Source organism: Roseburia faecis (assembly GCF_001406815.1).
GTDB classification, from domain to species: Bacteria; Bacillota; Clostridia; order Lachnospirales; family Lachnospiraceae; genus Roseburia; species Roseburia faecis.
Genome location: NZ_CVRR01000005.1, coordinates 314,653 through 333,733, shown reverse-complemented (window position 1 = coordinate 333,733; position 19,081 = coordinate 314,653). Strand labels below are relative to the sequence as shown.

19 protein-coding genes are annotated in these 19,081 nt (G+C 41.8%); 17 read left to right on the top strand and 2 right to left on the bottom strand.

Annotated elements, in window-relative coordinates; genetic code table 11:
- Nucleotides 1-235: 235 nt before the first annotated feature.
- Genes M72_RS02510 through pstA form a run of 3 tightly spaced genes read left to right on the top strand, consistent with a single transcriptional unit; the run spans nucleotide 236 to nucleotide 2,976 of the window.
- A complete protein-coding gene (locus M72_RS02510; protein WP_022045865.1) occupies nucleotides 236-1,147 on the top strand; it encodes a phosphate ABC transporter substrate-binding protein in 912 nt (303 codons plus the stop codon).
- A gap of 43 nt (nucleotides 1,148-1,190) precedes the next feature.
- The gene (pstC, locus tag M72_RS02505; RefSeq protein ID WP_055067043.1) at nucleotides 1,191-2,111 is read left to right on the top strand and encodes a phosphate ABC transporter permease subunit PstC; all 921 of its coding nucleotides are present in this window, start codon (nucleotides 1,191-1,193) and stop codon (nucleotides 2,109-2,111) included.
- Nucleotides 2,098-2,976: a phosphate ABC transporter permease PstA gene (pstA, locus tag M72_RS02500; protein ID WP_022045863.1), complete on the top strand. Its 879-nt coding sequence runs from the start codon at nucleotides 2,098-2,100 to the stop codon at nucleotides 2,974-2,976. The genes pstC and pstA overlap by 14 nt, the downstream gene beginning before the upstream one ends.
- 62 nt (nucleotides 2,977-3,038) lie before the next feature.
- Here the strand turns inward: pstA and M72_RS02495 are convergent, their stop codons facing one another.
- Nucleotides 3,039-3,503: a MerR family transcriptional regulator gene (locus M72_RS02495; RefSeq protein WP_055067042.1), complete on the bottom strand. Its 465-nt coding sequence runs from the start codon at nucleotides 3,501-3,503 to the stop codon at nucleotides 3,039-3,041.
- A 991-nt stretch (nucleotides 3,504-4,494) separates the two neighbouring features.
- Between M72_RS02495 and M72_RS02490 the strand changes: the two genes are divergently transcribed.
- The 12 genes from M72_RS02490 (at nucleotide 4,495) to M72_RS02435 (ending at nucleotide 16,125) form a co-directional block, all read left to right on the top strand.
- Nucleotides 4,495-5,007 (top strand): hypothetical protein, encoded by a 513-nt coding sequence (locus tag M72_RS02490; RefSeq protein WP_055067041.1) that lies wholly within the window; start codon nucleotides 4,495-4,497, stop codon nucleotides 5,005-5,007.
- Nucleotides 5,008-5,016: 9 nt separating this feature from the next.
- Complete coding sequence (locus M72_RS02485) at nucleotides 5,017-5,235, top strand: hypothetical protein (protein ID WP_022044905.1); 219 nt, start codon at nucleotides 5,017-5,019, stop codon at nucleotides 5,233-5,235.
- 638 nt (nucleotides 5,236-5,873) lie between these two features.
- Nucleotides 5,874-6,974 (top strand): Fic family protein, encoded by a 1,101-nt coding sequence (locus M72_RS02480; RefSeq protein ID WP_055067040.1) that lies wholly within the window; start codon nucleotides 5,874-5,876, stop codon nucleotides 6,972-6,974.
- A gap of 11 nt (nucleotides 6,975-6,985) precedes the next feature.
- Nucleotides 6,986-7,309: a hypothetical protein gene (locus M72_RS02475; protein ID WP_055067039.1), complete on the top strand. Its 324-nt coding sequence runs from the start codon at nucleotides 6,986-6,988 to the stop codon at nucleotides 7,307-7,309.
- Nucleotides 7,310-7,395: 86 nt separating this feature from the next.
- Nucleotides 7,396-7,830 carry a hypothetical protein gene (locus tag M72_RS02470; protein ID WP_022045614.1) on the top strand — a complete coding sequence of 145 codons (435 nt, stop codon included), beginning with the start codon at nucleotides 7,396-7,398 and terminating at the stop codon, nucleotides 7,828-7,830.
- Nucleotides 7,831-7,903: 73 nt separating this feature from the next.
- A complete protein-coding gene (locus M72_RS02465) occupies nucleotides 7,904-8,590 on the top strand; it encodes a YoaK family protein (RefSeq protein ID WP_022045613.1) in 687 nt (228 codons plus the stop codon).
- A 549-nt stretch (nucleotides 8,591-9,139) separates the two neighbouring features.
- Nucleotides 9,140-9,901, top strand: coding sequence for a phosphate ABC transporter ATP-binding protein PstB (gene pstB, locus M72_RS02460; RefSeq protein WP_022045612.1), 762 nt, complete (start codon nucleotides 9,140-9,142; stop codon nucleotides 9,899-9,901).
- Nucleotides 9,901-10,554: a phosphate signaling complex protein PhoU gene (gene phoU, locus M72_RS02455; protein WP_022045611.1), complete on the top strand. Its 654-nt coding sequence runs from the start codon at nucleotides 9,901-9,903 to the stop codon at nucleotides 10,552-10,554. The genes pstB and phoU overlap by 1 nt, the downstream gene beginning before the upstream one ends.
- Nucleotides 10,555-10,725: 171 nt before the next feature.
- A complete protein-coding gene (locus M72_RS02450; protein WP_055067038.1) occupies nucleotides 10,726-11,394 on the top strand; it encodes a response regulator transcription factor in 669 nt (222 codons plus the stop codon).
- Between the two features lie 9 nt (nucleotides 11,395-11,403).
- The gene (locus tag M72_RS02445) at nucleotides 11,404-12,735 is read left to right on the top strand and encodes a sensor histidine kinase (protein ID WP_055067037.1); all 1,332 of its coding nucleotides are present in this window, start codon (nucleotides 11,404-11,406) and stop codon (nucleotides 12,733-12,735) included.
- Between the two features lie 91 nt (nucleotides 12,736-12,826).
- Nucleotides 12,827-14,143 (top strand): ATP-binding protein, encoded by a 1,317-nt coding sequence (locus M72_RS02440; RefSeq protein WP_055067036.1) that lies wholly within the window; start codon nucleotides 12,827-12,829, stop codon nucleotides 14,141-14,143.
- An 11-nt stretch (nucleotides 14,144-14,154) separates the two neighbouring features.
- The gene (locus tag M72_RS02435; RefSeq protein WP_022045607.1) at nucleotides 14,155-16,125 is read left to right on the top strand and encodes an ABC-F family ATP-binding cassette domain-containing protein; all 1,971 of its coding nucleotides are present in this window, start codon (nucleotides 14,155-14,157) and stop codon (nucleotides 16,123-16,125) included.
- Between the two features lie 512 nt (nucleotides 16,126-16,637).
- Here the strand turns inward: M72_RS02435 and M72_RS02430 are convergent.
- Nucleotides 16,638-17,414 (bottom strand): hypothetical protein, encoded by a 777-nt coding sequence (locus tag M72_RS02430; protein ID WP_055067035.1) that lies wholly within the window; start codon nucleotides 17,412-17,414, stop codon nucleotides 16,638-16,640.
- A gap of 172 nt (nucleotides 17,415-17,586) precedes the next feature.
- Between M72_RS02430 and M72_RS02425 the strand changes: the two genes are divergently transcribed.
- Nucleotides 17,587-18,069, top strand: coding sequence for a sigma-70 family RNA polymerase sigma factor (locus tag M72_RS02425; RefSeq protein ID WP_022045605.1), 483 nt, complete (start codon nucleotides 17,587-17,589; stop codon nucleotides 18,067-18,069).
- Nucleotides 18,066-19,025 carry an anti-sigma-V factor RsiV gene (gene rsiV / locus M72_RS02420; RefSeq protein WP_022045604.1) on the top strand — a complete coding sequence of 320 codons (960 nt, stop codon included), beginning with the start codon at nucleotides 18,066-18,068 and terminating at the stop codon, nucleotides 19,023-19,025. The genes M72_RS02425 and rsiV overlap by 4 nt, the downstream gene beginning before the upstream one ends.
- The last annotated feature ends 56 nt before the right edge of the window (nucleotides 19,026-19,081 follow it).

The window sequence follows — 19,081 nt, the reverse complement described above, 5'->3', positions numbered from 1 at the left end:
GGCAGAAATTTTCCCTTTGTGTGCGGTTACAATGGCGTAGACTACGGTAACATCTTTATACATAGAAGATAAGACGGGAACCTTAAATAAACTTAAAACATTCGTAAGTTTTGTCGTTTTACAGGACAACATATTTTTTACATTGAATTTACATTAGTCTGGTTATGCATTTTACACAGACCCGATAAGATAACAACTGTAATGAGGAACAACATGAAAGAAAGAGGAGAAAATCATGAAAAACAAACTTGTAAAAATGATGGCTTTACTGACAGCAACAACAATGGTCGCTGCAGGTGTGATGGGATGTGGTTCTGACAGCAGTGATGCAAACGCTGATGCAAATACAGATACAACGGCATCTGATACAACTGCAAATGCAGATACAACAGATGGATCGGATCTGAGCGGAACCGTTACATTGGCAGGAAGTACTTCCATGGAGAAGCTTGCAAATGCCATGAACGAAGCATTCATGGAGAAATATCCGAATGTTTCCGCAACCGCAGAGTTTACAGGATCCAGTGCAGGAATTGAATCTCTGGAGGCAGGAAGCGTTGATATCGGAGATGCTTCCCGTGCCCTTTCTGACGATGAGAAAAGCCAGGGTGTCGTAGAGAATATTGTGGCAATTGACGGTATCGCAGTTATTACAGATACAGCAAACACAGTCACAGATATTAAGTCTGAAGATCTTGCAAAAGTATATACCGGAGAGATTACAAACTGGAAAGATCTCGGCGGACCGGATGAGCAGATCGTAGTCATCGGCCGTGAGGCGGGATCTGGTACAAGAGATGCGTTTGAGGAACTGATGGATGTAAAGGATTCCTGCAAATATGCGCAGGAACTTGATTCTACAGGTGCTGTTTTGGCAAAGGTTGCAGCAACTCCGGGAGCAGTTGGATATGTATCCCTGGATGTGCTGGATGACACCGTAAATGGATTAAAGATCAACTCTGTAGAGCCGACAGAAGACAATATTCTTGCAGGAGACTATGTATTACAGAGACCGTTCGTAATGGCTACCAAGGGTGAGATTTCTGAGCAGAGTAAGCAGGTACAGGCATATTTCGACTTTATCAACTCTGCAGACGGACAGAATGTTATCAAGTCTGTAGGACTGATCATCCCAAACAGCAAATAATGTAAATTAAGAAACACGTAAACAGGCAAACGAGGATAAAGATATGACAGGCGGCAAAGCAACAAAGCACATCGTGGAGACGATTGCAAAAGTAATATTTCTTATATGCGCAGCCGTTGCCATCGTAGCAGTTCTTTCCATAACGGTTTATATGTTTGCAAAGGGCACCCCGGCACTGGCAAAGGTCGGGGTGATAGACCTGTTATTTGGAACTGTATGGCAGCCGACAGCAGCAACACCATCTTATGGTATTTTATATATTATTCTGACTTCTATTGCAGGTACTGCAGTGGCAATTCTGATCGGTGTACCGATTGGAATTCTGACAGCAGTATTTATCACAGAGGTTTCCAATAAAAAGCTGGCAGCGATTGTACAGCCGGCGGTAGAGCTGCTGGCAGCAATTCCGTCTGTAATATATGGATTGCTTGGACTTATGGTTTTAAATCCATTGATGTACCGCCTGGAAAAACGGGTGTTTGCGGGAAGTACAACCCATCAGTTTACCGGTGGTTCCAATCTGCTTTCTGCGATTATTGTACTGGCAATCATGATTTTGCCTACGGTAATCAATATCAGTGTTTCCTCCATCCGAGCAGTACCCGGACATTTAAAATCTGCTTCGCTTGCCCTCGGAGCAACACATATCCAGACGATATTTAAAGTTATGATTCCGGCAGCAAGATCCGGTATTATGACAGGTGTGGTTCTTGGTATCGGCCGCGCGCTCGGAGAAGCCATGGCAATCAATCTGGTTGCCGGAGGTTCGGTAAATCTGCCGCTTCCATTCAACTCGGTACGTTTCCTGACCACACAGATTGTCAGCGAGATGAGTTATGCGGAAGGGCTTCACCGGGAAGTACTCTTTACCGTAGGTCTGGTACTGTTTATCTTTATTATGATCATCAATCTGGTGCTTGCGCAGGCGAGAAGAAAGGAGCCGTTGAAAAATGACAGGAAGTAATACAAGTATTCGTACGAAAACCAGACATCCGGCGGATTTCTTTACTTATGTTGCCATCTATGTGTGTGCAATTCTTTCCGTTGCGCTGCTTCTCGGAATCATAGTGTATGTATTTGTCAAAGGTATCCGGAGCGTCAACTGGGAATTCCTTACCAGTGTCACTTCGGTGTTAAAAGGAACAACCGGTATTGCTGGAAATATTGTAAATACGCTTTATATCATAATTGTAACCATGCTGATTGCTACCCCCATCGGTGTTGGTGCAGCGGTTTATTTGAATGAATACGCAAAACCGGGAAAACTGGTCAGCATGATTGAGTTCGCAACCGAGACGCTGGCAGGTATTCCGTCCATTATTTTTGGTCTGTTTGGTATGATGTTTTTCGGACAGACACTTCATTTGAAGTATTCGATCCTGACGGGTTCCTTTACCTTGACGCTGATGGTACTTCCATTGATCACGCGAAATACACAGGAAGCATTAAAAACCGTTCCGGACAGTTACCGCAGCGGTGCCATCGGTCTGGGAGCAGGAAAGTGGCATATGATAAGGACTATTTTACTGCCGTCAGCGATGCCGGGAATCATCACCGGTGTTATTCTTGCCATCGGACGAATTGTCGGTGAGTCAGCAGCCCTGTTGTTTACGGCGGGAAGCTCGGGTCTCCTCCCGAAGAGCTTTGCCGATCTGTTTACAAAGGCGAAAATGCCGGCAGGAACACTTACCATTCAGCTTTACCTGAGCGCGACCAAGGGTGAATTCGGAGTGGCATTCGGTATTGCAGTGGTTCTGCTGATGATTGTTCTTGGCATTAACCTGCTTACCAAAGCACTGGCAAAGAAATTTGATGTCAACCGCAGATAAATATATATAAAGAAATCCTTTGGAAGGTCGCTTCCGAAGGATTTTTGCGTATTTTTGAAAAGCTATGCGCTGGTAGGCATGGGAACATGCGTCAGGTTCTGCCGCACCTCCTGAAATTGTTCCGGAATATCTTCTATAGGCATGTTTTGCAGTACATCGGTGGTGCCGGCTTTTAATGCGGTTTCGTAATACCAGCATTTATAATCCAGGGTATTAAGTGTCTGCTGCAGGGAAGCCATCTGCTCCAGCAGGACGGTGCGCTGGTGCTGGAATAACTCTAAACGTTCCTGAATTGTGGAATCTCCCTGTTGCAGAAGGACAATGTATTTTTTGATATCTTTGATTGACATTCCTGCTTTTTTCAGACATTCGATGATCTGCAGCCATTCGTAGTCTTTCTCCCGAAACATCCGGATACCGCCGGAAGAACGTTCCACAAAGGGAAGAAGGCCTTCTTTATCGTAATATCGCAGCGTGGAACCCGCAAGCCCAAGCATTTTTGCCATTTGTCCAACCGTATATGTCATATGCACATTCTCCTTTTTGTAATTGCTTTTTTCTTGGATTATAAATTTCTCTGTGAAATCAGTCAATGGCTGTTTTACGGGTTTCTTAGAAAACTGATTATCCCACAATAAAACGAAAGGCACTTGATTTCTCAAGCGCCTTTCATTCTAAATTACTTAGAAACTGATGGAAAGTGATTTCTGATTTGTTCTCTATTAATTTTATTATTTAATAAAGTAAAATAGTATCACTCTATTGGGTTATTTTTTATGGTTAAAGATCTGGAAAATTAAACTGATAATAGCAACAATTAATTTACAAAACTCAAATAAGGTTGAATATGTAATCATGTTATCGCCTCCTTTCTTTTTAAAATTATTAAGAAGCATGCCAAAAAGCATATTGAATACCATTCTTTCCTTTTGGCTTCATTTTACATATGTTGCCATTTATAAGAATGTTAAAAGATTTTGGTGAATTTTATATTTTTCTAATTCTTCCTTTTTGGCATTTCAGAAGTGTAATGTAAAATCTCCATGCTCTATTCAATGAGGAAAAGCAGGAGAAAAGAAGGTTATACTTCTGTAAGCTTCCAAGCATTCTCGGTGATTATGCAGTGTAAATTTCAATCCATGTACCACTTGTATGGTACATGTTTGTCTTTACAATATACATATTGCGCCATTTCAAAAATCGTCAAAGAATTTTGGAAAAAAATTAAAAAAATTTCTAAATCTTGTTATTCTGTTATTTTCATGGGAAAGATACTTCGTTTGCATTTGAGAGATAGCATATAAGGAAAAGTGTAAAGCAGTTTTCTTACAATGAGCGTACGTTTTCTTATTGTCCGGCGTATACAGGGAGACAGACACCACGGAAAGCAGACATATATGAGCATATGCAGCCAATCAATCGGGAGATATACAATAGTATTCGGGAAAATATTTTGTCTGCAGTATATATTCTGAGCCAGGATCTGGGACTTCTGCTGCCCAAAAAGAGGTTGAATGCATGTTGCGGAGATATCTGGCTTCAGAAGCCTATATGTATTGCGGAGAAACGTTGTACAATATTCCATGGATGCTTTTGTATTTTTCAGGAAAATATATTTCGCTCTGGCATGTCCGTGTCAGAAAGGAAAGCTGGCTGCATAAATTTCTTCGCGAAAGAAAAGATCTCAGCCTTTTCCCTGTTATTTCCAAAGAAGGGAAGGAAATCCTGTATCTGTGTGTTGAAAAGACAGGAAAATGGATGGATCTTCGGCTGGATTTTGTGGAGCACGAGCAAAAATATTACTTCAAAGATGATAGCGTAAAGGTAACAATCGCAGTCAGATTATCAACAAGAGACAGAAAAGACAGGCAGGTTGGACCAGATGGAAAAGTATTTCAGAAAGATAAGACGAGGATTGTTCAGAAACAAGACATTAACGAATACCGGTATCCAAATCTGACGGCATCAGAAAAGAAAGTTGTGAAACCGGGATTGCAGGAGCTGGCGTATAAGTTAGTGCCGGAAATATAAGGAAAGCATATGAACAGAAAAGAAGAAGCATTGGAAAAGGCATTCCTGGACGGATTCTCCTTGCAGAAGGATGAGCATACCTTTGCGGTTGCCGGGGACAAGAAGGGAAAGTTTTTTATTGGATTGTCGGATATCCTGCAGGCGCTTGCCTTTGCAGAAGATGAAGAGAAAATTCCGGAGATACCGCAAGAGTGGTGGGAAGAAATTGGAAAGCTGTATTCTGCGTAAGGAATCAGGAAGTCCTTATTGAGCGAAAGGCACTTGATTTCTCAAGCGCCTTCCGTTATAATCTAGTTAGAAGCTGATCGGAAGCAATTTCCGATTTGCCCTCAGTTAATTCATACTATGAAATAGCATCCTTCACTTTAGGCGGTGGGATGCTATTTCTTTTTGTTGTTATGGTTGTCTATGTAAGACAGTGCCGCGAAGACTACAAGCAGCAAAGTTAATACTTCTGATGTACTCATAGGGCATCACCCTCTCTTTCGTAATACTAGAGGGCAGTCAACAATCGGAAAATCGCATCCGTACTTCTGTTCGATTACATACTTATTGTACCAAAAATTGAATGGGAAAACAAGAAACAAAATTCCTTGACATATTCCCTTCAAATGCTATTCTTCCAAAATCTTAATCTCAGATGGTTTCACCGCGATCTTTTCCCCGGAATCCAATTCAAGAATGGCGAGGTTCGCGCCCCGCCAGCTACCCGTGTTCTGGTGGCAGGAAGCTGGGGTGGGTATGCACATGTGGTTAATGAAAAATAGTGTAAAAATAGTGAAAAATAGTGAAACAATAGTGGAATTTTAATGGAAAAAAGTCTTCCATTTGGGTATAATAATATTTGAAAGGAAGGATTTTTCTATATGATGAAGGTGACATTAACAAATGAGATTTTAAGTTATATCACAGAGATCGAGCACAACAGATACAAGGTATCATCCGTGAAGTTGTCCAAACCAGTTATGAACAGGCTTCGTAAAAATTCGAAGAAAAAAAGTTCTTACGCTTCAAACAAAATTGAAGGCAATCCGCTGTCGGAAAAACAGGTAGATGAAGTAATCGAGCGCGATGAAAGGAAGCATTATCTGAAACCGGAGCAGGAAGTGCGGAATTATTTTCTCGCTTTGAATTATCTTGAGGAAAAAGTAAGCAAGAAAGAAAAATTTTCCCAAAAGCTTATTTTGGATGTGCAGAAATTGGTGGAAAAGGGTGCTTCCAAGGAGAAAATCGGACTCAGGGGATCCATGCCTCCCGGGGTGCTGTTTGCCGTGTATGATTCCAAGACGGGAAATCCTGATTATATTCCACCGGAATATTGCGACATACCGGAGCTTCTGGATGAATTGGTGGAATATGTAAATACAACGGATGACCACCCTCTGATAGTAGCAGCTGTTGTACATTACCAATTAGTGACAATTCATCCGTTTGAAGATGGCAATGGAAGAACTGCAAGACTGTTATCCGGTTATATTATGGACTTGAACGGCTACGGTTTTAATGGAATTGGATCTCTGGAGGAGTATTTTGCATACGATATTGATGAATATTACGAAGCTATCCAGATGGGGCTTCCTGCATTGTATTATTCTGGAAGAGAAAACCCGCCACATCCTGAGATCTGGATTAATTATTTCCTGCGGATGGTAAAACTCTATTCCGGAAAGGTCTGCGATTTACAGCTTGCTTCCGAAGAGGAAGACATTGCCGGAAGTTTATCGTTCTTGAAGGGGAAAGAAAAAGAACTGTTGCAATTTCTGATTAGAAACTATCGGGGAGAGTTTACTCCGATTGAGGTCAGCAGAGAATTGTCGGTAAGTAATAAGACAGTCATTAACAGGCTGGCTGTTCTGGTTAAAAACGGATTTGCAGTTCCCGTATTTGCAAATCAAAGAATCCGGTCTTACGAATTAAGCGAGTTTACCAAAGACCACCAAAAGGAGATCATGAAAGAGATCAGTTAAAACTGGCAGTAATGGCTGGAGATCGAAGATACTACGGTACCCAGAAGGGGCAAAGGGATATCGCAAACAAAAACATGATCGGGTCCCAGGTACTCCGGAGTATTTACCAGGGCAATTCCCGTTTTAAAAAAGAGGTACTTGCCCAGGGTGTCACCAGGGAAATGGACGAGGTCAAAAAACGTGTCCTGAATGATGAGTACAACACGTATTACCTTGACCTGTTAGTAAGCGGTTACGCCCTCGCCCAGTCAAGTGGTGATAAAAAAGCAGCAAACGGGTGGCTGAAAGCCGTAACAACATATAATGAGAAATTTATAGTAAGAAAAGGTGCCTGAAAATATTTAACAGAAAATCCGGGAATACTTATGAATGACAATCATTACGGAAACCGTAATAAACCAATTTCATAAAGGAGGAAGAAATGACGGAACCGGATACTATAAAATTATTGAGAGAATGTGATGCGGGAATCAAGATGGGAACGGCATCCATCGGGGAGGTCCTCGAAAAAACCACCAATGAAAAATTAAAAAAACTGCTGGAAATATGTAAAGAAGGGCATGAAAAACTGAAAGAAGAAATTCAGAATAAACTCGAACAATGTCACGATACGGGAAAAGATCCAAATCCGATGGCACAGGGAATGTCCTGGATGAAAACAAATGTAAAACTTGCCATGGATGAATCGGATGCAACGATCGCAGATCTGATAACGGACGGCTGTAACATGGGAGTAAAATCTTTAAGCCGTTATCTGAACCAGTATCAGGCTGCAGATGAGGAAACAAAGGATATTGCAAAGAAATTGATAAAACAGGAAGAAGAATTAAGCATTCATATGCGGTCATTCTTATAATTTAGGTTGAATTTTGTATAAAAGCACACTATAATATATAGAGTTTATATATTAAAAAGAAGGATGTGAAGTGATGAAACTAGGAAATCCTAAGACAAATGCGGACGTCCAAATGTCGGAAGCATTTGTCACAAGTGTGTTTTTGGCACTGTCCGGAGGTTTTCAGGATGCGTATACATACTTTACGCGTGAGGAAGTATTTTCCAACGCACAGACGGGAAATATTGTTTTGATGAGTACGCACCTGATGATGGGAGAATGGCTGGATGTGTTACGATACTTATTACCGCTTCTGGCATTTGCGTCGGGCGTTTTCTTTGCAGAGAAGATTCATGTGATCTTTAAATATGCTAAGAAACTGCACTGGCGGCAGGGTGTGCTTTTGATGGAAATTGTGATTCTGTTTTTTGTTGGATTCATGCCAAAACACCTGGATCTGCTGGCTACCGTACTGGTATCGTTTGCATGTGCAATGCAGGTACAGACGTTCCGGAAAGTAAGCGGATATTCTTATGCAAGCACAATGTGCATCGGAAATCTTCGTAGTGGAACAGAAGCATTTACCGGTTATCTGCAGACCCATGACACAGAAAAATTAAAAAAGGCACTGTATTATTTTGGCATTATTTTATTTTTCGGACTCGGGGCTGGTATTGGAGGAAATCTCTCTATCCGGTTTGGATATCATATGATCTGGGTATCGAGCGGACTGCTTCTGATCAGTTTTCTGCTCATGTTTGTGGAAAAGATGGACCGGTAAATTCATCGGAAAGATATCGTCGTGGTTTCTATGCCGATAAAATTCATGTAAAAGATACCGTTGTGGTACCTATATACCGAAAATTTAATATTTAGATACCGGAAAGTCTCTATAGATCAAAAATTGCTTCTTCAGGTACCACTTTTATGAAAAAAGCGGTATCCGGAGAAGCAATTTTTACCATATAGGTGACATGTCCAGATTTCTAGCATTAAAATTTCGGGAAAACGTCACCTTAGGCTTTAATTTTTCATCTATAGATACCGGGCCTTATCATCAATTAATTTATCGGGATGTCTTTCAATTATATTTTCTCCAACCAACAGGAAGAAATGTCCCCCCTTCTTACGTCACTTAGAGAAATCTTATATTTAAAACATCAACCTGCAAATTTGGCGTATCAAGAAACTTTACATCCATTACATTGATTTTGCAAAAATTTTACATTCCCAGTCCAGTGCATTTTACAATCTCTCTTTATAATATTCATAAATCCTAAGAAATGGATAATTGCAGTGAGAGAAAACCATTGCAGATGAGGAGAGAAACATGGAAAAACGAACAAAAATTACTGTCCGTGATCTGAACCTGTATTACGGTGAAAACCATGCACTCAAGGATGTAAACATGAATATTCGTGAGAATTGCGTGACCGCTTTTATCGGACCGTCCGGATGTGGAAAATCAACATTCTTAAAAACATTAAACCGGATGAATGATCTGGTGGATGGCGTGAGAATCACAGGAGAAGTGAAACTGGATGATGAGGATATCTATGCGGAAGGCGTAGATACAACCGTTCTTCGGAAAAGAATTGGCATGGTGTTTCAGCAGCCGAACCCGTTTCCGATGAGTATTTATGACAACATTGCATATGGTCCGCGTGTACATGGAATGAAAGATAAGTCAAAACTGGATGCCATCGTTGAAGAAAGTCTGCGCGGAGCAGCTATTTTTGATGAGGTCAAGGATCGTTTAAAGAAATCCGCTCTGGGTCTTTCCGGTGGACAGCAGCAGCGTATCTGTATTGCCCGTGCACTTGCCGTACAGCCTGAGGTTCTGCTGATGGATGAGCCGACATCTGCACTGGATCCGATTTCCACATCAAAGATTGAAGAATTGATGGAGGATCTGAAAAAGAAATACACGGTAGTTGTTGTTACCCATAATATGCAGCAGGCAGTGCGTGTATCGGATGATACGGCATTTTTCCTTGTAGGGGAAATGGTTGAGTTTGGCGATACGAAAACAATTTTTTCTTATCCGAAGGATAAACGGACAGAAGATTATATTACAGGGAGGTTTGGTTAATGCGCTCAAAGTTCGACGAGCAGCTTAGACTGCTCAATCAGGAAATGATGTATATGGGAACCATGATCGAGGATTCCATCCAGAAAGCAATAGAAGCATTGATAGCTCAGAATGCGCAGCTTGCAGAAAAAATCATGAATTCAGATTCTGATGTGGATCATGAACAGAAGAAAATTGAAAACATCTGTTTTAATCTGCTGATGCAGCAACAACCGGTTGCAAGGGATCTGCGTGTGATTTCCGCAGCCATGAAGATGGTAACGGATATGGAACGAATCGGAGACCATGCAGCAGATATCTCGGAAATCACAATCATGCTTTCAAAAGAACCGTATGTGCTGAATCTGGATGACATCAAAAAGATGGCGAGTGAAACCGTAATTATGTTGATCCGCAGCATCGAAGCATATGTGGAAAAGGATATGAATAAGGCACAGGAAGTCATCAGGCATGATGATATTGTAGATGACCTGTTTGATAAAAATAAGGCAGATATCATTGAACTGATCCGGCATGATCCGGAAAAAGGCGAGCAGGCGGCGGATATGCTGATGGTTGCAAAATATTTTGAACGAATCGGAGACCACGCGACCAATATTGCAGAATGGGTTATCTTTGCATTGAATGATAAAAAAGAAATAAAAGAATCCTGACAGTGGATAGAATTTTACATAAATTTTACATAAACGATACTTTGGATTTTACATGTCGTATGCTATGATAAGAAACAGATAGAATACGTGTGAGAGGGCGGTCTTGTGCAGGCATGGCCGTCCTGCTTGATGTTGCAGAGATATATATAAAGATAGACAGAGGGAAAAGTTATGGCATTGATTTATATCGTAGAAGATGATGAAAATATCAGAGAGATTGAGACAATTGCATTGAAAAACAGCAATTATATGGTCTGCGCATTTGAAAAGGCAACTACATTTTATAAAAAACTGGAGGATATTATGCCGGATCTGGTGCTTTTGGATGTTATGCTTCCGGATGAGAGTGGGTATGATATCGTGCGTAAACTGCGGAAAAATCCTGCAACAAAGAAACTGCCAATTATTATGGTGACAGCAAAGACCGCAGAAATGGATATGATCAAAGGACTGGATGAAGGTGCGGATGATTATATTAAGAAACCATTTTCTATTATGGAGCTGATTACGAGAGTAAAAGCACTTTTGCGGCGGACGGAGACGGAGGATGTCAAGATCCTGCAGGTTGAAAATATTACACTGGATCACGAACGCCATATGGTTTTTGTAGACGACAAACCGGTAGAGCTGACGTTTAAGGAGTATGAACTGCTTCGTCTGCTGATGACCAATCCGAGTGTTGTATTGTCCAGAGAGGTCATCATGCGTCATGTATGGGGAACGGAATTTGAAGGGGAATCCCGTACCGTTGATATGCATATCAAGACACTGCGGCAGAAGCTTGGAGAAGCGGGAAGCAAAATCCGTACCGTTCGAAATGTGGGATATGTGATAGAGTAAGGAGCTGTTATGAAGAAACGAATCAATTTACGGCTGATTCTGATTGCAGGTATTGCAGTGATTGTAACCATGGTCTGTATGACCGGTATTTATTATAAACTGTTTCAGGGACAGGTGCGCAAGGATCTGCAGATCAATGCAAGACTGCTTTCCGGCACGGGATTGTTTGATGATCCGGACAATACAAATGTTTCACTTTCCGAATATTATGAAGTCGGGGAAGACCTGCGTGTTACCTGGATTGCAAAGGATGGTACGGTACTTTTTGATAATGATCTGGATATTTCACAGCTTCCAAACCACAAAAACCGCCCGGAAGTAAAGAAGGCGTTGTTTCAGGGGGAGGGAGAAAGTGTCCGGCGGTCGGATACCATGCAGATGGACAATTACTATTATGCGCTCCGTTTGGAAAATGGAACGGTTATCCGTGTGGCAACACAGGCACGCAGTGTCTACAGTGTGTTCCTTGCGGCATCCCCATTTGTGATGCTGATACTGATACTGATTGTTTCCATCTGTATTGTCCTGGCACATTTTTTGACCAAACAATTGCTGCATCCGATTGAACGGCTTGCTGAAAACATGGAAGATACCATAGAAGAACCTGTATACAAAGAACTTGTGCCATTTGTAAATACGATTCGTAAACAGCATGAAAATATCCTGATGGCAGCAAAAGTACGGCAGGATTTCACGGCAAATGTTTCCCATGAACTGAAGACACCGCTTACTGCAATTTCCGGATATGCGGAGCTGATCGAAAACCATATGGTAGATCCGGAGCAGGAGACCCGCTTTGCACTTGAAATCCAGCAGAATGCGACACGGCTGCTTTCTCTTATCAATGATATCATCCGGCTTTCCGAGCTGGACAGCGGTGAAGATAATCTGCTGTGTTTTGAACAGGTAGATCTGGATGAGGTAGCCGGTACCTGTGTGAAAAATCTGCAGATGAATGCACAGAAACGGAATGTAACGCTGTATTATGAAGGCGTGTCCTGTATGTTGCGGGCAGATAGGGGCATGATTTCGGAACTTGTGGAAAATCTGTGTCAGAATGCGATCCGTTATAATAATGAAGGTGGTGAGGTGCACGTGCGTGTGTACTATGAAAAAGGACAGCCGATGCTTTCTGTGTCAGACAATGGTATCGGGATTCCAAAAGACCAGCAGGAACGTATTTTTGAGCGGTTTTACCGTGTTGATAAAAGCAGATCCAAACAGACCGGTGGTACGGGACTGGGACTTGCTATCGTCAAGCATATTGTGGAACTGCATGATGCGGTACTTCATTTGGAAAGTGAGCCGGGAAAAGGAACAACGATCACAGTAGCTTTTTAGCTGCATACAGGGGACTTTGGTTTACAAAGTCCCTTTTTTCGTGTAATATAGGTAAAATAAATAGGAAGAGAAAAGAAAGAGGCGAGATACAATGTATCAGGAAATATCACAGTTACTGATGTATGGAGATTTGGACGAGGATTCAATTCTTGCACAGATGGGAGAAGTATTCGGGAAATATGAGACCGGTGAATATAATAAAACCGGACTTGTCCGCGATATCAATACGCAGGTAAAACGGATTTTAAAAGTGGCAACAGATTATGGATTTGATGATAATCTGTGGCATAATTATCTGACATTTTTCCTTATGATGAGTGAAAATCCTTTCAGCATGACCTGTGAAAAGGTGGGAGCCAGCGATGGAAGTGTCAATGAACTGGTGGAAAATGATTTCCGTATTTTTAAAGATTTGTTTGACTATGATTTCGGACCAATCGAAAAAGATCTGGGAATCAACTGTTTCAGCCAGATTTCCAATTATAAGGCCATCCATAAAAAGGATCTGATGTACAACAAAAATGTCAGCGAAAAAGTCCGCTCTTTAAGCAAAAAACTGGAGGCGGCAAAGGATGAAAAAGAATTCTTTGATGCAGTGACTGGTTTTTATAAAGACTACGGTGTTGGAATGTTTGGTCTCAACAAAGCATTCCGGATTGATGATACACCGCAGGGAAACTTTACATTCCGTGCAATCAACAATATGGATACCGTTATGCTGGACGATCTGGTCGGATATGAGATTCAGAAAAAGAAGCTGGTAGACAATACGGAAGCGTTTGTACAGGGAAAGAAAGCAAACAATGTATTGCTGTTTGGTGACAGTGGTACCGGTAAATCTACCAGTATCAAAGCCATTGTCAACCAGTATTACAAAGACGGCCTGCGTATGATTGAAATCTACAAGCATCAGTTTAAGTATCTGTCTGAAATCATTGCAGAGATCAAAAACCGAAACTATCGTTTTATCATCTATATGGATGATCTTTCTTTCGAGGAATTTGAGATTGAGTATAAGTTCTTAAAAGCTGTTATCGAGGGCGGTGTGGAAACCAAACCGGAAAATATTCTGATTTATGCAACTTCCAACCGGCGGCATCTGATCAAAGAGAGCTGGAATGACCGAAACGATCAGGATAATTCCAATGATCGTCACCATTCCGATACGGTTGAAGAGAAACTTTCTCTGGTGAACCGCTTTGGTGTGACCATTAATTACTCGAAGCCGACACAGAAAGAATACTTTGATATTGTTTTGCATTTGGCAAGACGAGCAGGGGTTACCTTACCGGATGAACAACTCCGTGCAGAGGCCAACAAGTGGGAATTGAGTCATGGAGGCATTTCCGGACGTACGGCAGAGCAGTTTGTCAGCTATCTTGCTTCCCAGCCGGATGCATTTAAATAAAAGGAGAAAACATGTTATATCAGATCTGCCATGGAGCAGTCTCTTTTGCCGATGAAGAGATTCTGCATGACATCAATTTTGAAATAAGAAATACGGAAAAAATTGCAGTCGTCGGGCGGAACGGCTGCGGCAAAACCACGCTCTTAAAGCTGATCCACGGGGATGTGGAGCTGGACAAAAGAGACAGTGATGAGGATATTTTTATTGCAAAAGCAGGCAATCCGCAGATCGGTTACTTAAAACAGATTGCGTTTGAAGATCCTTCCGTTACGCTTGAGCAGGAAGTGCGTAAAGTCTTTGCTCCGATGGAGCGCCGGAAAAAAGAACTGGAAGCTGCGGCACAGGCACTTGAGACTGATTATTCCGAAGAGGCCGTGACACGTTATACCGCAATGGAAGAAAAATTCAAGGAAGACGGCGGATACTATTTTGAAAAAGAGTATGATGTAATCATCCGTAAGTTCGGCTTTTCCGAGGAAGAGCGAAAGAAACCGCTGTCCGAGTTTTCCGGTGGACAGCAGACAAAGATTGCCTTCATCAAGCTGCTGTTGAGCAAGCCGGATATTCTGCTTCTGGATGAGCCGACGAACCATCTGGATATCACAACGATCGAGTGGCTGGAGACGTATCTGAAAAATTATCCGAAGGCTGTGGTCGTGGTATCACATGACCGTATGTTTCTGGACAATGTGGTGGACGTGGTGTACGAGATTGAGTACGGCACAGCGACCCGTTATCCGGGCAATTACTCCAATTTCATGGAGCGGAAAAAAGAAAACTACAATAAGATGATGAAAGATTACAATGCGCAGCAGAAAGAAATTGCACGATTGCAGCGCATTGTTGACCGGTTTAAAAATAAACCAACCAAGGTGTCCATGGCGCATTCCAAGGAGAAAGCCATTGAACATATGGTAAAACTCGAAGCTCCGGATCGTTTTGATACCCGGACATTCCATGCAAATTTCCAGCCGGACAAAGAAACCGGAAACGATGTGCTTTTGGTGACAAACCTTGCGATTGGATATGACCATCCGCTTTCTACGGTCAGTTTTGATCTGAAAAAAGGGGAAAAGCTGGGAATCCTCGGTGGAAATGGTCTGGGGAAATCGACACTTTTAAAAACCCTGGTGGGACAGCTTGCCCCGCTGTCCGGAGAGTACAATTTTGGAACAAATGTGCAGATTGGTTATTTTGACCAGCAGATGGCGATGTATTCGAGCCGGAAGACGGTGCTGGATGATTTCTGGGATGAGTTCCCGAATCTGACCGAGACAGAAGCGCGGAATGCGCTCGGCGCCTTTATGTTTACCGGGGAGGATGTATTTAAAAATATTGATATGCTTTCCGGTGGGGAGAAGGTGCGTCTGGCACTGTGTAAGATCTTAAAGCGTCGACCGAATGTGCTGGTGCTGGATGAGCCAACCAACCATATGGATATTGTGGGAAAAGAAACGCTTGAGAGTATGTTAAAAGATTTCTCCGGCACGCTGATCTTCGTATCGCATGACCGGTATTTTGTGCGCAAGGTAGCAAACCGTCTGCTTGTTTTTGAGGACGGCACGACACATCTGTATCAGTTTGGTTACGAGGAATATCAGGAAAAACTGGATCGTGAAGCGGCAGAATCCGGGGATGATTATCGTAAAAATCCTGCAGCGTTAGGCGGTGCAATCAGCCAGAACGGTGGCATTCAGCAGAGCAAAGGCACACAGGAAACCGGTGGTAAGAAAGCGTATTACAATCCGGGCAAGGAGCGCTCGAAAATTGAAAAAAAAGTGAAGAAGGCCGAGGAAGAACTGGCAGTCAAAGAGGAGAAGCTGGACGCTTTAAAACAGGAACTGCTGCGGCCGGAATATCAGTCCAGCTATTCCAAGCTGACAGAGATTCAGGGCGAAATCGATGCGTTGGAGGAAGAAATCATGGCAGATATGGAAAACTGGGAGGAACTTTCCCAGCAGCTTGAGGAGCTGGAAGGCTAGAGACATGGTTTCTATAGGCAGAAATATGATGTAAGATATTGCGTGGTCTCTTATAGAAGCAAAAACATGGAAAAGGATACCATGGTGGTTTCTATAGAAGTAAAAACATGAAAAGGATACCACGGTAGTCTCTATAGAAGCAAAAACATGAAAAAGATACCACGGCGGTCTCTATAGAAGTAAAAACATGAAAAAAGATACCACGGTGGTCTCTATAGTAAAAAAATTGATGAGCAGGATACCGTTTAGTCTCTATATTAGAAAAATTCATCAAAAGATACCGCTTTTGGACAAAAAGCGGTATCTTTTGATGTGATTTTAGACTATAGGTGACAAATATCTGATTTGAAGCGTGAAATAAGGCAAAAATGTCACCTGAGCAAGTAATTTTAATACTATAGATACCAGCGTGCCTTCAAATATAGATAATGTTGCAAAAGATAGAAATGAATTACCGATTTTCAGTTGCTATTGATATGCCCCAATGCGACAGTACCTTTAGAAATAATTTGTTATTGAAACTGGCAGTCGAAATGAAATTGTAATAGTCGCTGGATCTGCTCAGTGGAAAGTGGCTGCTTTTGCGTTTCATAGGACACAAGCAGTTTATCATTTGGATAAATCCCATATTTCATATACAAAGAAATTTTATCTGATGCATTTTTCACATACTCGGATTTATCCATCATTCCAAAGTGTTCCCAATAAAATATTTCTCCGGTTTCAGGGTGACGAATCGTAAAATCGGGGAAAAGTGTAATGCTGCCGAGTTTTAATTCACACTCATAGCGATAAGGAATTTTTTGAACATAAAGGCTCATGGCAATCATAGCTTCTGATTTGGAACGCATAAATTCATTTTTGCATGTTTTATGTTTTAATTGTTCCGGATAATTTTTGTTTTTGTTATATGGAGATGATTCCCAGGTTTGAAGTTCCTGGGATACTGGCTGAAAATGTTCTGCCAGCAGTGAATGATAAGCACTATCATAAGTGAGTAATTGTTCTGCTTTGCCACTGTTATAACTGTCATGACGGAAATAATAAGCTAAAGCATCTAAATTAGTTTGATATTCCTTTTGCTTTTCCAGAAGATAACGTCGGATAGCAAGCTGAGAGGCATAAGGTTTCTGGTCTTTGGGAATATAGGTTTTGGTATGCCCATCACTGCGATACCATTTGGTTCGATTACCACATCTGGTGCAGATCAGTTTCCCTTCGGGAAGCTGTTGTAACTGTTTTTGAATGTCTGTCAGCTTTTGCTGCAGCTGTTTCTGTTGCAAAAGCATAGTTTCATAAAATGATATAAAAAACACCCCTTCCATATAGATTTATTTTATTAAAACATATGTGTGTAAATTGGTAAAGCATTTTTGCACTTTAATTTGTAATTTAAGAAGATAATCTGAAACTTTTCCGGACATCCGAACGTCTAATAAACAGAAAGGGGCAAAAGAGAGCATGAAATATCCGGATATAAGTAAAGCTGTCGAACAGGAAATCCTGGCTTCTTATGAAAAGCTTTACCGGCTTGCATTTTCATACGTGAAAAATGAGCAGGACGCTATGGACGTTGTGCAGGAGAGCGTATACAAAGCCATGAAAAATGCAAGTCAGATCAAAGAGAAAAAATATATCAAAACATGGCTGTGGCGTATTGTGATTAACACGGCGGTAGATGCAACCCGGCGTCAGTCAAGGTTCGTGAGCGATGATCAGGTTCAGGAGGAAGGACAGGAGGATCGCTATGAGGACACGGATATCATGGTTGCGCTTGATACGCTCGAGGAAAAAGAGCGTAAGGTGATCATGCTGAAAGTTTTTGAAGAGTGGACAATCCGCGAAATTGCGGATTGTCTGCATGAAAATCCGAATACGGTGAAATCAATGCTTTATCGCGGCCTGAAAAAATTAAGGGGAAAAGTGGAGGCGGAGATGGTATGAGCAGATTAGATGATATCAAAGAGGCATATGATAACATTCAGGTGCCGGCGGAATTAAAAGAACGTGTGCTGCAAAGTATGGAACGCGGCAAAAAGGATGCGTGTGGAGAAAAAAAAGAATCCGGCAAAGCGTTTGCCGGAAAAAGTGAACGGAATCAAAAGAAAGGTCACCTGCTTCCGTTTGTCCGCGTGGCAGAAGCAGTGGCGGCAGCAGTTGCAGTGCTGGTCATCAGTGTCAATGTCAGTCCAACAGTGGCTAATGCAATGGAACAGGTGCCGGTACTTGGTGCGATTGTTAAAATCGTGAATTTTACCACGTATTCGGATAAGCAGGAAAAAAAGCAGATGGAAGCAACGGTCAGGGTGCCGGAAGTAAAAGTCATCGGAACAGATGGAAAACCACTGACAAGAGAATCAAAGGAGTTAAATGCAGCGGTATCCGGATATTTGGACAAAATCATTCAGAGGTACAAGAAAGATGTGGCAGCTGTCAGTGACGGAGAGGAAGGACATGAGGAAATCACTTCGGATTACCGGATTGTCACAAACAATGAGCGGCTGTTTAGTCTTCGCGTGGATACGGTTATTGCCATGGGCGGTTCGGACAGTTTTACAAAGATATACAATATTGACAAGAAGACCGGAAAGATGATTACACTGAAAGATTTATTCCACGAGGGAAGTGATTATAAAAAGCGTATTTCTGACAGTATAAAAGAACAGATGCGTGCCCAGATGAAAAAGGACAGCAGTAAGGCATATTTTCTGGATGATGATCAATCGGAATGGGATTTTAAGCAGATTAAGGATGATGCGGATTTTTATATCAGCGACAATGGAGAGTTAACGTTTGTCTTTGATAAGTATGAGGTGGCTCCTGGATATATGGGTCTGGTAGAATTTTCGGTTCCGACAGAGAAGCTTTCAGATATCGTTAAGGATGGATATTTGCAATAAAAATATAAAATATGCATAAAATTTTATAAAACTCGTTGCTTTTTTTGGTACTTATG

Coding starts and splice junctions, on each gene's coding strand:
- M72_RS02510 (WP_022045865.1), top strand. CDS start 236: ATGAAAAACAAACTTGTAAAAATGATGGCTTTACTGACAGCAACAACA.
- pstC (WP_055067043.1), top strand. CDS start 1,191: ATGACAGGCGGCAAAGCAACAAAGCACATCGTGGAGACGATTGCAAAA.
- pstA (WP_022045863.1), top strand. CDS start 2,098: ATGACAGGAAGTAATACAAGTATTCGTACGAAAACCAGACATCCGGCG.
- M72_RS02495 (WP_055067042.1), bottom strand. CDS start 3,503: ATGACATATACGGTTGGACAAATGGCAAAAATGCTTGGGCTTGCGGGT.
- M72_RS02490 (WP_055067041.1), top strand. CDS start 4,495: ATGTTGCGGAGATATCTGGCTTCAGAAGCCTATATGTATTGCGGAGAA.
- M72_RS02485 (WP_022044905.1), top strand. CDS start 5,017: ATGAACAGAAAAGAAGAAGCATTGGAAAAGGCATTCCTGGACGGATTC.
- M72_RS02480 (WP_055067040.1), top strand. CDS start 5,874: ATGATGAAGGTGACATTAACAAATGAGATTTTAAGTTATATCACAGAG.
- M72_RS02475 (WP_055067039.1), top strand. CDS start 6,986: ATGGCTGGAGATCGAAGATACTACGGTACCCAGAAGGGGCAAAGGGAT.
- M72_RS02470 (WP_022045614.1), top strand. CDS start 7,396: ATGACGGAACCGGATACTATAAAATTATTGAGAGAATGTGATGCGGGA.
- M72_RS02465 (WP_022045613.1), top strand. CDS start 7,904: ATGAAACTAGGAAATCCTAAGACAAATGCGGACGTCCAAATGTCGGAA.
- pstB (WP_022045612.1), top strand. CDS start 9,140: ATGGAAAAACGAACAAAAATTACTGTCCGTGATCTGAACCTGTATTAC.
- phoU (WP_022045611.1), top strand. CDS start 9,901: ATGCGCTCAAAGTTCGACGAGCAGCTTAGACTGCTCAATCAGGAAATG.
- M72_RS02450 (WP_055067038.1), top strand. CDS start 10,726: ATGGCATTGATTTATATCGTAGAAGATGATGAAAATATCAGAGAGATT.
- M72_RS02445 (WP_055067037.1), top strand. CDS start 11,404: ATGAAGAAACGAATCAATTTACGGCTGATTCTGATTGCAGGTATTGCA.
- M72_RS02440 (WP_055067036.1), top strand. CDS start 12,827: ATGTATCAGGAAATATCACAGTTACTGATGTATGGAGATTTGGACGAG.
- M72_RS02435 (WP_022045607.1), top strand. CDS start 14,155: ATGTTATATCAGATCTGCCATGGAGCAGTCTCTTTTGCCGATGAAGAG.
- M72_RS02430 (WP_055067035.1), bottom strand. CDS start 17,414: ATGCTTTTGCAACAGAAACAGCTGCAGCAAAAGCTGACAGACATTCAA.
- M72_RS02425 (WP_022045605.1), top strand. CDS start 17,587: ATGAAATATCCGGATATAAGTAAAGCTGTCGAACAGGAAATCCTGGCT.
- rsiV (WP_022045604.1), top strand. CDS start 18,066: ATGAGCAGATTAGATGATATCAAAGAGGCATATGATAACATTCAGGTG.